At 63.0% G+C, this 14,141-nt stretch carries 11 protein-coding genes and 1 tRNA gene; 3 read left to right on the forward strand and 9 right to left on the reverse strand.

The features are described 5' to 3' along the window. Positions 1-25: 25 nt before the first annotated feature. Positions 26-913, reverse strand: coding sequence for a transcriptional regulator GcvA (gcvA, locus tag IE100_RS07900; RefSeq protein WP_189373563.1), 888 nt, complete (start codon positions 911-913; stop codon positions 26-28). A gap of 185 nt (positions 914-1,098) precedes the next feature. Here gcvA and acnB point away from each other — a divergent pair, with 185 nt between their 5' ends. Continuing rightward, entirely contained in the window at positions 1,099-3,690 is a 2,592-nt protein-coding gene (gene acnB / locus IE100_RS07905) for a bifunctional aconitate hydratase 2/2-methylisocitrate dehydratase (protein WP_189373564.1), read from the forward strand. A 111-nt stretch (positions 3,691-3,801) separates the two neighbouring features. Here the strand turns inward: acnB and IE100_RS07910 are convergent, their stop codons facing one another. Continuing rightward, positions 3,802-4,632: a substrate-binding periplasmic protein gene (locus IE100_RS07910; RefSeq protein ID WP_189373565.1), complete on the reverse strand. Its 831-nt coding sequence runs from the start codon at positions 4,630-4,632 to the stop codon at positions 3,802-3,804. A gap of 173 nt (positions 4,633-4,805) precedes the next feature. Here IE100_RS07910 and IE100_RS07915 point away from each other — a divergent pair, with 173 nt between their 5' ends. After that, complete coding sequence (locus IE100_RS07915; protein ID WP_189373566.1) at positions 4,806-5,150, forward strand: hypothetical protein; 345 nt, start codon at positions 4,806-4,808, stop codon at positions 5,148-5,150. Here the strand turns inward: IE100_RS07915 and IE100_RS07920 are convergent. Continuing rightward, the gene (locus IE100_RS07920; RefSeq protein ID WP_189373567.1) at positions 5,143-6,327 is read right to left on the reverse strand and encodes a vWA domain-containing protein; all 1,185 of its coding nucleotides are present in this window, start codon (positions 6,325-6,327) and stop codon (positions 5,143-5,145) included. The two genes, IE100_RS07915 and IE100_RS07920, sit on opposite strands and share 8 nt — an antisense overlap. An 89-nt stretch (positions 6,328-6,416) precedes the next feature. Here IE100_RS07920 and IE100_RS07925 point away from each other — a divergent pair, with 89 nt between their 5' ends. Next, complete coding sequence (locus IE100_RS07925; protein WP_189373568.1) at positions 6,417-7,847, forward strand: coniferyl aldehyde dehydrogenase; 1,431 nt, start codon at positions 6,417-6,419, stop codon at positions 7,845-7,847. Positions 7,848-7,988: 141 nt separating this feature from the next. Here the strand turns inward: IE100_RS07925 and IE100_RS07930 are convergent. From IE100_RS07930 to IE100_RS07955, 6 genes are all read right to left on the reverse strand, one after another. Next, positions 7,989-8,078, reverse strand: a tRNA-Ser gene (locus IE100_RS07930). Positions 8,079-8,209: 131 nt separating this feature from the next. Further along, positions 8,210-9,370, reverse strand: a complete 1,161-nt coding sequence (locus IE100_RS07935; protein WP_189373569.1) for a LytR C-terminal domain-containing protein — start codon at positions 9,368-9,370, stop codon at positions 8,210-8,212. A gap of 52 nt (positions 9,371-9,422) precedes the next feature. Next, positions 9,423-10,367, reverse strand: coding sequence for a type II secretion system F family protein (locus IE100_RS07940; protein WP_189373570.1), 945 nt, complete (start codon positions 10,365-10,367; stop codon positions 9,423-9,425). Positions 10,368-10,400: 33 nt separating this feature from the next. Beyond that, the gene (locus IE100_RS07945) at positions 10,401-11,375 is read right to left on the reverse strand and encodes a type II secretion system F family protein (RefSeq protein WP_189373571.1); all 975 of its coding nucleotides are present in this window, start codon (positions 11,373-11,375) and stop codon (positions 10,401-10,403) included. An 8-nt stretch (positions 11,376-11,383) separates the two neighbouring features. Further along, positions 11,384-12,742, reverse strand: coding sequence for a TadA family conjugal transfer-associated ATPase (locus tag IE100_RS07950; RefSeq protein WP_189373572.1), 1,359 nt, complete (start codon positions 12,740-12,742; stop codon positions 11,384-11,386). Between the two features lie 126 nt (positions 12,743-12,868). Then, positions 12,869-14,104: a CpaE/TadZ family protein gene (locus tag IE100_RS07955; protein ID WP_189373573.1), complete on the reverse strand. Its 1,236-nt coding sequence runs from the start codon at positions 14,102-14,104 to the stop codon at positions 12,869-12,871. Between the last annotated feature and the right edge of the window lie 37 nt (positions 14,105-14,141).

A 14,141-nucleotide genomic window follows, 5' to 3' on the forward strand; every position in this document is an offset into this window, starting at 1 on the left:
TGGCTGTCAATTGGTAATCCGCACATTATTGATGCATGACAGCCTGCTGCTCCAGCCACTGGCAGAAGGCGTTGATGGCGGTATCGTCGATCGCGGCACGCGGTGCAATCCAGCAGTAATCCCGCACCGGCACAATCGGCAGTGACAGCGGTGCCACCAGCCGGCCGGCGTCGATCTCGCGCTGCGCCATCGGCAGCGGCCCCAGCACCACGCCCAGCCCGTCCAGCGCTGCCTGCAGCGCCAGTGAAAAGCGGTCGAAGTGCAAGCGGCTGGCCGGCTTCAGCTCCGGCACCGCCGCCAGGGTCAGCCAGCGCTGCCACGCGGTTGGCCGCGTATCGGCGTACAGCAGGGTGTGCAGCGCGAGGTCGGCCGGGCTGGTGAGCGGTATCTTTTTCAGCAGTGCGGGATGGCACAGCGGCAGCTCCCACTCTTCCAGGAAGGGCTTGGCGAGATGACCGGGCCAGTCGCCGGGGCCACGACGGATCGCGATGTCGAACGGCGCGTCCAGCCGGCTGATGTCACGATCGGAGGTGACGATGTGCAGATCGATGTCAGGATGGCGGGCGCGGAAATCGGCCAACCGCGGCAGTAGCCAGTACATGGCGAAGGTCGGCGTCGAGTTGATCGACAGGCGGCGCTGGCGATCCGGTTGCAGCAGCTGCGAGGTGGCGTTGGCGATCAGGTCCAGGCCGTCCTGCACCTGCACCAGATAGCGCCAGCCGGTATCGGTCAGCTTGACGCGGCCGCCGGTGCGCTCGAACAGCTGCACCCCCAGCCAGTCCTCCAGCTGCTTGATCTGCTTGCTCACAGCACCGTGGGTCACATGCAGCTCGTTGGCCGCGGCAGAAAAGCTTTCCAGCCTTGCTGCCGTCTCGAAAATACGCAATCCGTTAAGGGGAGGGTAGGCATTCATGGTGTGATTATATCTCACAGGCAATGTTGCGATTACTCGTTTGTGCTCACCCGAGGAACGGCGTAATCTTTCACCATCCCGACCGGCTGCCATCGTCACGATTACGGCCGGGTGGTTGCCGGCAGACATTCACCCGCTGTCGACAGACTAACTTGCACATAACCCCAGCAAAAAGGTCCCAAGCCATGCTAGAAGCTTACCGCCAACATGTCGCAGAACGCGCCGCACTGGGCATTCCACCACTGCCGCTGACCGCCAAACAAGTCGAAGAACTGGTTGAACTGCTGAAGAACCCGCCAGCCGGCGAAGAAGAGACACTGGTCGAGCTGATCACTCACCGCGTGCCGCCGGGTGTCGACGATGCCGCCAAGGTTAAAGCTTCGTTCCTGGCCGCCGTCGCCGAAGGCAGCGTGAAGTCGCCGCTGGTTTCGCGCGAAACCGCCACCCAACTGCTGGGCACCATGCTGGGCGGTTACAACGTCAAGCCGCTGATCGACCTGCTGGGCGACGCCCAGGTTGGCGCCATCGCCGCCGAAGGCCTGAAGAAAACCCTGCTGGTATTCGACTTCTTCCACGACGTGCAAGTGCTGGCCGAAGGCGGCAACGCCAATGCCAAGGCCGTACTGCAAAGCTGGGCCGACGCCGAATGGTTCACCAGCCGTCCGGAAGTGGCACAGAAAATCACCGTGACCGTGTTCAAGGTGCCGGGTGAAACCAACACCGACGACCTGTCGCCGGCACCGGACGCCTGGTCCCGCCCGGACATCCCGATGCACTACCTGGCGATGCTGAAGAACACCCGCCCGGACGCAGCGTTCAAGCCGGAAGAAGACGGCAAGCGCGGCCCGATGCAGTTCATCGAAGATCTGAAGAAAAAAGGCAACCTGGTGGCCTACGTCGGCGACGTGGTCGGCACCGGCTCCTCGCGTAAATCCGCCACCAACTCGGTGGTGTGGGCTACCGGCCAGGACATCCCGTTCGTACCGAACAAGCGCTTCGGCGGCGTGACCCTCGGCGGCAAGATCGCCCCGATCTTCTTCAACACCCAGGAAGACTCCGGCTCGCTGCCGATCGAAGTTGACGTGTCCAAGCTGGAAATGGGCGACGTGATCGACATCTACCCGTACGAAGGCAAGATCGAGAAAGACGGCCAGCTGGTCGAAAAATTCAGCCTGAAATCCGACGTGCTGCTGGACGAGGTACGCGCCGGCGGCCGTATCAACCTGATCATCGGCCGTGGCCTGACCGCCAAGGCACGCGAGGCACTGGGCCTGCCAGCCTCCACCGAATTCCGCCTGCCGAAAGACCCGGCCAATTCCGGCAAGGGCTTCTCGCTGGCACAGAAAATGGTTGGCCGCGCCTGTGGCCTGCCGGAAGGCCAGGGCGTGCGCCCGGGCACTTACTGCGAACCGAAGATGACCACCGTCGGCTCCCAGGACACCACCGGCCCGATGACCCGTGACGAGCTGAAAGACCTGGCCTGCCTGGGCTTCTCCGCCGACCTGGTGATGCAGTCTTTCTGCCACACTGCCGCCTATCCGAAGCCGGTGGACGTGAAGATGCACAAGGAGCTGCCGTCCTTCATCTCCACTCGTGGCGGCGTATCGCTGCGCCCGGGCGATGGCGTGATCCACAGCTGGCTCAACCGTCTGCTGCTGCCGGATACCGTCGGCACCGGTGGCGACTCGCACACCCGCTTCCCGATCGGCATTTCCTTCCCGGCCGGCTCCGGCCTGGTCGCCTTTGCCGCCGCCACCGGCGTGATGCCTCTGGACATGCCGGAATCGGTACTGGTGCGCTTCAAGGGCGAACTGCAGCCGGGCGTGACCCTGCGCGACTTGGTGAACGCCATTCCGCTGTACGCGATCAAGCAGGGCCTGCTGACCGTGGCCAAGGCTGGTAAGAAGAACATCTTCTCCGGCAAGATCCTGGAGATCGAAGGTCTGCCCGACCTAAAAGTGGAACAGGCTTTCGAGCTGTCCGACGCCTCCGCCGAACGCTCCGCCGCCGGTTGCACCGTGCACCTGAACAAGGCGCCGATCGTCGAGTACATGCAGTCCAACATCACCCTGATGAAGTACATGATCGCCGAAGGCTATCAGGACGCCCACACCCTGGAGCGCCGCATCAAGAAGATGGAAGAGTGGATCGTGGGCGGTGAACTGCTGAAGGCCGACGCCGACGCCGAATACGCCGCCGTGATCGAGATCGATCTGGCCGACGTGAAAGAGCCGATCGTGGCCTGCCCGAACGATCCGGACGACGTGAAGTTCATGTCCGAAGTTGCCGGCACCCCGATCGACGAAGTGTTCATCGGCTCCTGCATGACCAACATCGGTCACTTCCGTGCCGCTTCCAAGCTGCTGGAAGGCAAGCGCGACCTGCCGGTCAAGCTGTGGGTTGCCCCGCCGACCAAGATGGACGCGCAACAACTGACCAAGGAAGGTCACTACGGCGTGTTCGGCATGGCCGGTGCCCGCACCGAAATGCCAGGCTGCTCGCTGTGCATGGGTAACCAGGCACAGGTGCGCGAGGGCGCGACCGTGATGTCGACCTCGACCCGTAACTTCCCGAACCGTCTGGGCAAGAACACCAACGTGTATCTTGGCTCGGCCGAACTGGCCGCGATCTGCTCCAAGCTGGGCAAGATCCCGACCCTGGAAGAGTACAAGGCCAACATCGGCATCATCAACGAGAGCGGCGCCGAGGTGTACCAGTACCTCAACTTCAACCAGATCCAGGACTACCAGGATGTGGCGGACACCGTAAAAGCCTAAGGCAGCAGCGGCCACCGCCGCCTTGCCCGCAGCAAGAAGCCCCGCGATTGCGGGGCTTCTTTTTTGCACGGACGACAGGTCAGCGCAAAGGTTGGCCGCAACAGCACCGGCTCAGCCGGGCCGGCGCGCGGCACTGTTTTGCGCCTGCCATACGCGCAGGTACTTCTCCACCAGCGCGTCCATCACCCGGTCGTCGCTGAATTTCTTCATCGCCCGCGACAGACGCTCCGCCAGTTGCTCGTTATTGCAGGCAGAGGCCAGCGCCACGGTCAGGTACAGCTTTTCGCGGCTGACCGGCACCGTGGACGCGCGCAGGCCCTTGATGTTGAGGCTGGTGGCATAGGCAAGGCCCGGTGCATCCTCGTAGATCAGGTAGTCGGCACGGCCCAGGCTCAGCATCCGCAGCGCGTTCTTGACGCTGCCGACCTGCTGCAGCTTGAGGCTGATCGCGGCGAACTGGTCGAAAGCCTGGCCGAAGCTGTTGTTGACCACGGTGATGCCCTCCTGGCCCAGCAGGTCTTCCCAGCGCTGGTATTGCAGTGGGTGCTGCTGCCGCGTCCAGATCAGGGTTTGCGTATCGCGGATCGCCGGTTGCAGGTAACGCAGATAGGTCAGCCGCGGCTGCGTCAGGAAGGCGCCGGCGATCAGGTCGATGCGACCGTTGCGCGCGCTCTCCTGCACCCGGCCCCACGGCCCGGCATAGCGCACCTCGATCGGGATGCCGATCTCGCGGGCCACCAGTTGCATCAGCTCGGCATTGGCGCCGATCAGCTTGCTGTCGTTTTTCGGGTCTTGCCACAGAAAGGGCGGGTACTCGGGATTGCCGGAAGCCACCAGTCGTGTGCACGCCGCATGGGCAGCTGGCGGCAGACCCAGCAATACACCCAGCAACAGGACCGGCCAGCGACGCGGCGGGCATGACGAAAGGAAACCTTGCAACATGAATAACTTTCCTTTCAGTAATATGACGTTTCCGCAGTCTAGAGGCAGGCGCCAGCGCGTAGCAATAGGTTGCGATTGCAAATGGCAGCAGCCAATACTGGCGCCAGCTTATAACATGAAACCATGGCCGACGCGAAGCCGCACGCCAGCAACCCTCACCCGGAGTCCCCAGCATGAACGACGACGCCCTGCAACGCCTGCAAAAACTGGTCGACGGCCCGCGCGACGGTGCGCTGCTGCGCTTCGGCCTGGCCAATGAATATGCCCGCTTGGAACAGTGGCCACAGGCGATACGCGAGGCGAGGGCGGCACTGGCCTTCCAGCACGACTATTCCGCGGCGTGGAAACTGCTGGGCAAGGTCTTGCTGGCCGGCGGCGAGCCGCAACAGGCGCTGCAGGCCTACCGTGACGGCATCGCGGTAGCCGAACAGCGCGGCGACAAGCAGGCCGCGAAGGAAATGACGGTGTTTGCGCGGCGCATCGAGAAAACGTTGGCCGCAAGCGACGACGCTAGCTGACGCTGTGGCGCAGCTGGCGCATAGCGCTGTCTATGCCTTCCACCGTCAGCGGATACATGCGCTCCTGCAGCAGCTGCCGGATCAGGCCGATGGACTGGGTGTGGCCCCAGTGCGCCGGCGGCACCGGGTTCAGCCACACTGCGTGCCGGAACTGTGCCAGCAGGCGGCGCAGCCACACCTCGCCGGACTCTTCGTTCATGTGCTCGACACTGCCGCCGGGGTAGACGATCTCGTACGGGCTCATGCTGGCGTCGCCGACAAAGACCAGCTTGTAGTCGCTGCCGAAGGTGTGGATCAGCTCCCAGGTCGACAGCTTCTGGCCGTGGCGGCGGGCATTGTCTTTCCACACCCCTTCGTAGACGCAGTTGTGGAAGTAGTAATACTCCAGATGCTTAAACTCGCTGCGCACCGCCGAGAACAGTTCCTCGCAGGCGCGGATGTGGTCGTCCATCGAGCCGCCGACATCGAACAGCACCAGCAGCTTCACCGTATTGCGCAGTTCCGGCACCATCTGCAGGTCGAGAAAACCAGCGTTGCGCGCGGTCGCGGCGATGGTGGCATCCAGATCCAGCATCTCGGCGGCGCCTTCGCGCGCGAACTGGCGCAGGCGGCGCAAGACCACCTTGATGTTGCGCGTGCCCAGCTCGACCTGATCGTCAAAATTACGGAATTCCCGCTGGTCCCACACCTTGACCGCGCGCCGGTGGCGTGATGCCTGCTGCCCGATGCGGACACCTTCCGGGTGGTAGCCATGGGCACCGAACGGGCTGGTGCCGCCGGTGCCGATCCACTTGTTACCGCCCTGATGCCGTTCCTTCTGCTCGGCAAGGCGCTCGCGCAGCGTCTGCATCAGCCTGTCCCAGCCCAGCGCCTGTAGCTGCCGCTTTTCCTCGTCGGACAGGAATTTCTCCACCTGCTTGCGCAGCCAGTCCTCTGGGATCGCGGTCTGCAGGTCTTCCAGCTCCAGCGCCAGGCCATTGAAGCAGTGGCCGAACACCTGATCGAAGCGGTCGTAGTACTTTTCGTCCTTGATCAGGATGGTGCGCGCCAGATAGTAGAACTCGTCGACACTGCCAAACGCCAGCTGTCGCGACAGCGCCTCCAGCAGGGTGAGGTGCTCTTTTAGCGACACCGGTAGCCCGGCGGCACGCAGGGCATTGAAGAAGGGAAGCAGCATGACAATTCGCTCGTGACAAATGGGACACAACTGCATAGAGTGCAGAATCTAAACAATTGTTTGACGGCAACCAGAAGGGAGCTTATCACATGCAGCTTGCCGCACACACCGCCGTCACCCTCACCAATCACCTGAGCCAGCTGCGCGATGCGGCCAACCTTTTGCCGTACCCGTCGCTGGCACAACGCCGGCAGTGGCTGGATGCCCTGGCCCGCCTGTTGCAGCAGCACCAGCACGAGCTGGCCGCCGCCATCAGCGCCGATTTCGGCCATCGTAGCGTGGTGGAAACCCGGCTGGCGGAGGTGTTTCCGACGCTGGCCGGCATCCGCCACGCGCGCCGGCAGCTGGCCGCATGGCTGCGTCCGCAGCGGCGGCCGGTCGCGCTGTGGTTCCAGCCGGCACGGGCAAGGTTGCTGCCACAGCCGCTGGGCGTGGTCGGCATCATCGTGCCGTGGAATTACCCGCTGTTCCTGGCGCTGGGGCCGCTGTTGGCGGCACTGGCGGCCGGCAACCGGGCGCTGCTGAAGATGTCGGAGCTGACGCCGCGCACCGGCGCGCTGCTGGCCACGCTGCTGAGCCGCTATCTTGGCGACGACGTGGTCCGTGTCGTGGGTGGCGATGCCAGCGTGGCGCGCGCCTTTGCCAGCCTGCCCTTCGACCATCTGCTGTTCACCGGCTCGACCAGGGTTGGCCGCGAGGTCATGCAGGCCGCGGCGGCCAACCTGGTCCCGGTGACACTGGAGCTGGGCGGCAAGTCGCCGGTGCTGATCGCCCCCGGCGCCGACCTGCAGCACGCTGCCCGCCGCATCGTGGCCGGCAAGTTGCTGAACGCGGGACAGACCTGCGTCGCGCCGGACTATGTGCTGGTGCCGCGCGCGCAACAGGTCGCGCTGGTTGCGGCACTGCGCGCCGCGGTGACGCGCGCCTACCCGACCCTGGCCGGTAACGCCGACTACAGCGCCATCATCAGCGCGCCGCACTACCAGCGCCTGCAAACGCTCGCCATTCAGGCACAGGCGGGCGGGGCGGTGCTCACCACCATCAATCCCGCTGACGAAACGCCGGACGAACTCGCCGCCGCACGCAAGCTGCCGCTGACCCTGATCGAGCAGGCGCCGCCGGACTGCGCCGTGATGCAGGAGGAAATCTTCGGCCCACTGCTGCCCGTCATCGGCTACGACTCGCTGGAGCAGGCCGTCGCGCTGCTGCGGCAGCAGCCACGGCCGCTGGCAATGTATTTGTTCGACCACGACAAGGCGCGCGTCGAGCGACTGTTGCGCGACACCATTGCCGGGGGCGTCACCGTCAACGACACCCTGCTGCACGTGGCCCAGGACGCGCTGCCGTTCGGTGGCGTCGGCGCCTCCGGCATGGGCCACTACCATGGTCACGAAGGCTTCCTGACCTTCTCCAAGCTGAAACCGGTGCTGTACCAGTCACGCCTGAGCGGCACCTGGCTGACCGCGCCACCGTATGGCAACACCATCAATCTGCTGCTGCGCTGGATGATCGGCAAATGAAGCTCAGCTAACGTCGGTTACTCGGCTGCGGCATCGCCGGTGGCACTTCGCAGTTGAGGGAGACAGAACAATGAGAAACAGTTTTTCAACTGCGCAACAAAAAAAGCCCTGAATATTCAGGGCTTTTTTTTTACAGAATGCTGGCGGAAGCGGTGAGATTCGAACTCACGGAAGGCTCACACCTTCGGCGGTTTTCAAGACCGCTGCCTTAAACCACTCGGCCACGCTTCCTTCGTATTGCGCAAGGCAATAACAGGCCGCGATTATATTGATGCCGATGCGTTTTGCCAAGATTTTCTAGTGCGCATCCGGATGCCGCTCGGCGCTGCCCATTGGCAAACAAGCGCCACGGCAACCCTCTCTCAAGGCTTCACCAACTGCTGCGGCGTGCCAAGCGCCAGCTGGGTTTCGTGCGACCTTGGCGTGACGAGTGCAAAGCGAGTCATCACGTCGCGGCCGAGCACCAAGCGGACATCGGTGCTCTGGCGCAGCCCGGCCTTTTCCGTGATGGCTGGTTTCAAGGGCAGGCTGGCACTCAGCCTGGCGGCCACGCCGGCATAACCGGGACGGTATTCAACCACGGTTACCGGCTGACGGAAGGGCTTGCTATTGGTAAGCCGTGCCGACGGGTAGCCTTGGGCAAGCAAGCCCCGATTTACGCGCTTGGCCATGCCGGTAATGCCGTTGCCATTGGACACTTCGTAGCGGGCAGGGCGCGACGATTCCTCTTTCGGTAGCACCGGCGGGGCTGCGGCCAACATGGTGGGGGCTACCGGCTCGACTACCTGCGGCTCGGCTGGAGCCGGCTGCGGCGGGACGACAACGGGGGCCGGTTCCGCCACCAAAGGCGGGGCGGCCGGCTGGGCCGGCGGAGTGGCCGCGTCGACTACAGCCGGTTGGCTGGCCGGCGCCAGGGCAGGCGCTGCCAGCGTGGTTTCTGCTATTGGCTGGGGCACCGGCGGCGCGGCGACATTGCCGGCGGCAGTTGCCGGCGGGCTGGCCGTGGCCGGGGCGAAAGCCTGCTGCTCCAGTTCCGCTTGTGTTTTCTGGGCCAGCGCCAGGTTGAGGTTGGTCGTGATCTTGGCGTCGCCCGGCTTCAGGCTCGCCGCCTTCTCCAGTGCGGCGGCAGCCTCGACAGGGCGGCCTTGCAGGTAGTAGGCATAACCCAAGTTGTTGTAGAAGTGCGCGGTATCCGGTGCGGCGGCCAGTGCCAGCTGGAATTCCGTAATCGCCAGTTCGAACTGGCGCTGGCCGGCGTAGAGGCTGCCGAGCGCGTTGTGGGCTTCGGCGTAGTGCTTGTCCAGCGCCAGCGCACGCTGGAATGCCGGAATGGCGAGGTCGCTCCGGTTCTGGCCCTGGTAGTAGCGCCCCAGCTGATAGAACGCCGCCGGGCTCTCATTGGCATGGCGCACCTTCAGCAGCGGCTGGAAACCCCACGCCTGTTTTGACGGAGGCACCGACTCGCAGCTTTGCAAGAGGGGTAGACAGCACAGCAGCGACAACAGCAGCGGAGTATTCTTCATGGCGTTTTCTCCCATGACATGCTCGATAACAACCTGCGCCAAGCAAACCCGGCTAACCACCACCGCCGAACGATGGCAGCAGCACGCGGTAGATCTGGATGAAGGCCGGCCCCAGCAACACCAGCAACAGGGCAGGGAAGATGCAGAAAATCAGTGGAAACAGCAGCTTCAGCGGGATCTTGGCGGCGGCTTCTTCTGCACGCAGGCGGCGCTTGGTACGCAGGTCATCGGCATGCACGCGCAGCGATTCGCCGATGCTGGTACCGAAGCGATCCGCCTGAATCAGCATCGCCACCAGGGTATCTACCTCCTGCACCCCGGTACGCATCGCCAGGTTGCGCAGCGCACGGTCCTTGCTGCTGCCGGCGCGCAGCTCCAGGTTCACCAGATGCAGTTCGTCGGCCAGGATGGGGCTCTTGATGCGGATTTCCTCGCCGACTTTCAGCAGCGCAGCGTCCAGCCCCAGGCCGGCCTCGACGCAGACCAGCAGCAGGTCGATGGCATCGGGAAAGTTGTTGAAGATTTCCTGCTGCCGTTGTTCGATGCGCCGCGCCAGGATGATGTTGGGCAGGTAGTAGCCTACCGCGGCGGCAAACAGCATCGAGATCAGGAAGTTGTTGCCTTCCATGCGTCCACCGGTCAGGCCGACATACAGAAACAGCACGCCGGGAAACACCAGCGCCAGCAGGGTCTTGGCGCCGAAGTACAGCGGTATTGCCGAGGTGCCGCGGTAGCCCGCATTCATGAAGCGGATGCGGATCGGCGAGCTTTCCCAGCCGTCGCCAGGCACCGACAGCTTGGCCAGCGGCGTGGCGATCTTGATGGCCTTGGCCACCCAGGCCGAGGCGTTGTCGGTGTCCAGTGGCGTATCCGCCTGCACCACCTTTTCCAGACGGGCCTTTACCCGGTTGGGGGCGACTTGCATCGAGATGGTCAGCGCAACGCCAAACACCACCAGGAAGATAATCGCCAGATAGATCCATTGTGAGGTATTCATGACTGTTTCCTCGCCATGACAAGTAGGGGGCCGTCAGACCTTGATCTTGATGATCTGCCGCATCCAGAAAACCCCGACAACCATCATGCAGCCGATCAGCGCAACCATGATGAAGCCGCTGGGGTCTTCCCATAACACCTTCATGAAGCCCGGATTGATCAGCTGGATCACCCCACCCACCGCAAACGGCAGCAGGGTCAGGATCCACGCCGACAGTTTGCCCTCGGCCGACAGCACCCGGATGGTGCCGTACAGCTTCAGCCGCGCCCGGATCAGTGCACTGATATTGCCAAGCAGCTCGGCCAGGTTGCCGCCGGTTTCGCGCTGGATCAGCACCGCGATCACCATATAGCGCAGGTCGGTACTGGGGATGCGCGTCGCCAGGTTCATCAGCGCTTCCTGCATCGAGAAGCCGTAGTTGACCTCGTCGAAGGCAATGCGGAATTCACCGGCGATCGGGTCCTGCATTTCATCGCCGATCATCTTCAGCGATTGCGGCAAGGCATGGCCAGAGCGCAAGGCCCGGCACATCAGGTCTAGCGCATCCGGCAATTGCGCCTCGAACAGCACCAGTCGCTTGTGGCGGGCATTCATGACGAGCAGCCACGGGATGCAGGCGCCCGCAGCCCCGATCAGCAGCGACAGCAGCAACGGCAGCGGGAAAAAGCGGCTGGCAATGAATGCGGCCAACCCTAGCACCAGGCTGAAGCCGAGAAACGCGCCGACATTCAGCTTCAAGCCTGACTGCAGCAGGATACGGTCCAGCTTGTGCACGCGCGGAAACGCCAGCAGCAAGCGCTGCACCACCCGGGTTTCGCTGAGCAGGCGCTCTTTCATCAGCTGCATGGCTTCGCCGTGATGCGCGCCGGCAGACATCGCCTGCAAGCGGCGTTCGATGCGGCTGGCCTCCGGACCTTTGTACGAGTTCCAGGTCAGGAACGCGCCTTCCAGCAAAAAGACCACCGCGACAAAGATCAGCAGGATGAGAATGGCAAAGGTCGTGTCCATGATGGCACCTACTCGAATCGTTTGCTGGGGTCAAACAGCGCGTCCGAAATCTCCACGCCATGGGTCTTCAGGCGCTCGATGAACTTCGGCCGCACACCGGTGGCACAGAAGTAACCCAGTACCGCGCCGTCCACACCGATACCGGTTTGCACAAACTGGAAGATCTCCTGCATGGTGATCACGTCGCCTTCGGTACCGGTGATTTCCATGATGCTGGTGACTTTGCGCTTGCCATCGGTAAGACGCGCCACCTGGATCACCACGCTCAGTGCGGAGCTGATCTGCTGGCGGATCACCTTGGGCGGCAGGTTCATCCCGGCCATGCCTACCATGTTTTCCATGCGGGTGATGGCGTCGCGCGGGGTGTTGGCGTGGATGGTGGCCATCGAGCCTTCGTGACCGGTGTTCATTGCCTGCAACATGTCGACGGCCTCGGCACCGCGCACCTCGCCAAGGATGATGCGATCCGGTCGCATCCGCAGGCTGTTGCGCACCAGTGCCCTTTGCGGCACTTCGCCACGGCCCTCGATATTCGGCGGCCGGGTTTCCAGCCGGATGACGTGCGGCTGTTGCAGCTGCAGTTCGGCCGCATCTTCAATGGTGATGATGCGTTCCGTGTCGGGAATGAAACCGGACAGGATATTGAGCAGGGTGGTCTTACCGCTGCCGGTCCCCCCGGAAATCAGCATATTGACCTTGGCCTTGGCCAGGCCCTTGATCACGGTGCCCATGTCCGGCGTCAGGCTTTTCAGCTCGATGATATCGCTCAGGCGTAGCGGGGTGGCGGCGAAACGGCGGATCGACAGCATCGGCCCGTCAATCGCCAACGGCGGGATGATGGCATTGACGCGGGAACCATCCGGCAGACGGGCATCGACCATCGGGCTGGATTCATCGACACGCCGCCCGACGCGCGACACGATCTTGTCGATGATCTTCATCAGGTGTGCGTCGTCGGTAAAGCGCACATCGGTCTGCTCCAGCTTGCCTCGGCGTTCGACGTAGACCTGCTGGAAAGTATTGACCAGGATGTCAGAGATGGTCGGGTCTGCCAATAGCGGCTCCAGCGGACCGAGGCCCAGCATTTCGTGCTGGATGTCCTTGACCAGGCTGCGCCGCTCGTTGTCGTTGAGGGCCGCGTTTTCTTCGGCCAGCAGCCGCTCCACCAGGATCTTGAGTTCGTCTTTCAAACGCTCGGGGGCAAGGCTTTCCATCACCCCCAGATCGACCCGCTCCAGCAGCTTCTGGTGAATACGGGATTTCAGGTCGTGGTAGGACTCGTAATTGGCCGACGTGGCCGACTTGACGATGGCCTGCAAGGTTTCTGAGCTGGGCTGGATGGATTCGAGCCGATCGCGCAATGACATGATAGCTACCCCTTTGCCGATGATCAGTCTGCTCGGGCCCCGAAGTGGCGGGTTATCAGGCTGATGCGTTAATTGCCGAGAGATTTATCGTTAACAAGCATTCCATTCAGTTGCACGGACCAAGCGTTAATCCGGCGTTTGCGGCGCCGAGGCTCCGCCCAGTACACCGCCGGTGCGAGCAGGCTGCACCCCGCCCTGAATGTGTTGCAGCAGGTTGCCCCACCACGAGGTTTCGCCATTGCCGCCTTGCACCAGCTCCCGCCCCAGCTCTTGCAGCGTGCGCGCCACCGGGTTGTTGGGCGACAGCTTGCTGATCGGAATCCCCTGATTCACCGATGTCGCCACCGCCTTGAAACTGTTGGGGATAGTCTTGTACACCGTCATCCCCAGCGTGCGTTCGACATCTTCCAGCCGGATGTCGCCACCTTTTTCATAACGGTTGACCAAGAGCTTGATCTTCTCTTGCGAGTAACCCAGCGAGCGCAGCACGTCCAGCAGCCGGCGGGCATCGCGAATGAACGGCAGCGTGATCTGCAGCACCGGGAACACCACGTCGGCGTGATCCAGCGCCTTGATGCTGACCGGGTCCAGCGCGCGGCCAACGTCCAGGATAATCACGTCATAGTGATTGCGAGCCAGGTTGATCAGGGTATCGATATGGCTGGGGCTGACCTCCATCGCCTGCACCGGGTCTTCCGGCGCCGACAGGATGCCCAGATTGGGCAGCACCCCCAGCAGGCTGGACGCAAGGAACGAGGCGTCCATACGCATGATCTGTCGTGCCACCTCGGCCAGGTTGGTCGACGGCTTGTGGTCTGAAATGAACAGCGAGGCATCGCCAAACTGCAGGTTGACGTCAATCAGGATCACGTTCTTGCCTTCCTGCGACGCGAGGTTGTAGGCCAGGTTGGTCGACAGGAAGGTCGAGCCGCTGCCGCCCTTGCACGGGATAAAGGCAAACACCTTGCCTTTCTGCCGCGAGGTATTCTGCAGATTGCGCTTTTCTTCGACGCGCACCAGCGCCACATGCAGCGCATCGCGGCCAACCGGGGAGGGCAGCACTTCGCGCACACCGGCACGCATCGCCCGCAACAGCACTTCCGGCGTCTGGTTGCTGGATAACAGAATCAGCGTGATGTCCGGGTGACGCAGGTTTAGCTGCGCCAGTGGAGAGAAGTCCGCCAATGCGTCGTCGGTTGCGCACTCCAGAATGATGATGTCCGGTCGCAACTGATCGGCAACCGGTGCCAGCATCTCCGCTCCACCAGTGAACACCTTCACATCCCGGCTGTTGTCCGTTTCGACGAAGCGGCGCAGTTCGTCCAGGTTCTTGGTGTTGTGCGAAATAATCGAGATTCTCATGATTGCGCCTCAACTAAAAATGGTTGCGCCCGCAAGC

Source organism: Vogesella alkaliphila, assembly GCF_014652475.1.
Classification (GTDB): Bacteria; Pseudomonadota; Gammaproteobacteria; order Burkholderiales; family Chromobacteriaceae; genus Vogesella; species Vogesella alkaliphila.

What these genes read in the sequence shown, in the direction of transcription:
- gcvA (WP_189373563.1), bottom strand. Translation starts at nt 913, where the DNA reads ATGAATGCCTACCCTCCCCTTAACGGATTGCGTATTTTCGAGACGGCA.
- acnB (WP_189373564.1), top strand. Translation starts at nt 1,099, where the DNA reads ATGCTAGAAGCTTACCGCCAACATGTCGCAGAACGCGCCGCACTGGGC.
- IE100_RS07910 (WP_189373565.1), bottom strand. Translation starts at nt 4,632, where the DNA reads ATGTTGCAAGGTTTCCTTTCGTCATGCCCGCCGCGTCGCTGGCCGGTC.
- IE100_RS07915 (WP_189373566.1), top strand. Translation starts at nt 4,806, where the DNA reads ATGAACGACGACGCCCTGCAACGCCTGCAAAAACTGGTCGACGGCCCG.
- IE100_RS07920 (WP_189373567.1), bottom strand. Translation starts at nt 6,327, where the DNA reads ATGCTGCTTCCCTTCTTCAATGCCCTGCGTGCCGCCGGGCTACCGGTG.
- IE100_RS07925 (WP_189373568.1), top strand. Translation starts at nt 6,417, where the DNA reads ATGCAGCTTGCCGCACACACCGCCGTCACCCTCACCAATCACCTGAGC.
- IE100_RS07935 (WP_189373569.1), bottom strand. Translation starts at nt 9,370, where the DNA reads ATGAAGAATACTCCGCTGCTGTTGTCGCTGCTGTGCTGTCTACCCCTC.
- IE100_RS07940 (WP_189373570.1), bottom strand. Translation starts at nt 10,367, where the DNA reads ATGAATACCTCACAATGGATCTATCTGGCGATTATCTTCCTGGTGGTG.
- IE100_RS07945 (WP_189373571.1), bottom strand. Translation starts at nt 11,375, where the DNA reads ATGGACACGACCTTTGCCATTCTCATCCTGCTGATCTTTGTCGCGGTG.
- IE100_RS07950 (WP_189373572.1), bottom strand. Translation starts at nt 12,742, where the DNA reads ATGTCATTGCGCGATCGGCTCGAATCCATCCAGCCCAGCTCAGAAACC.
- IE100_RS07955 (WP_189373573.1), bottom strand. Translation starts at nt 14,104, where the DNA reads ATGAGAATCTCGATTATTTCGCACAACACCAAGAACCTGGACGAACTG.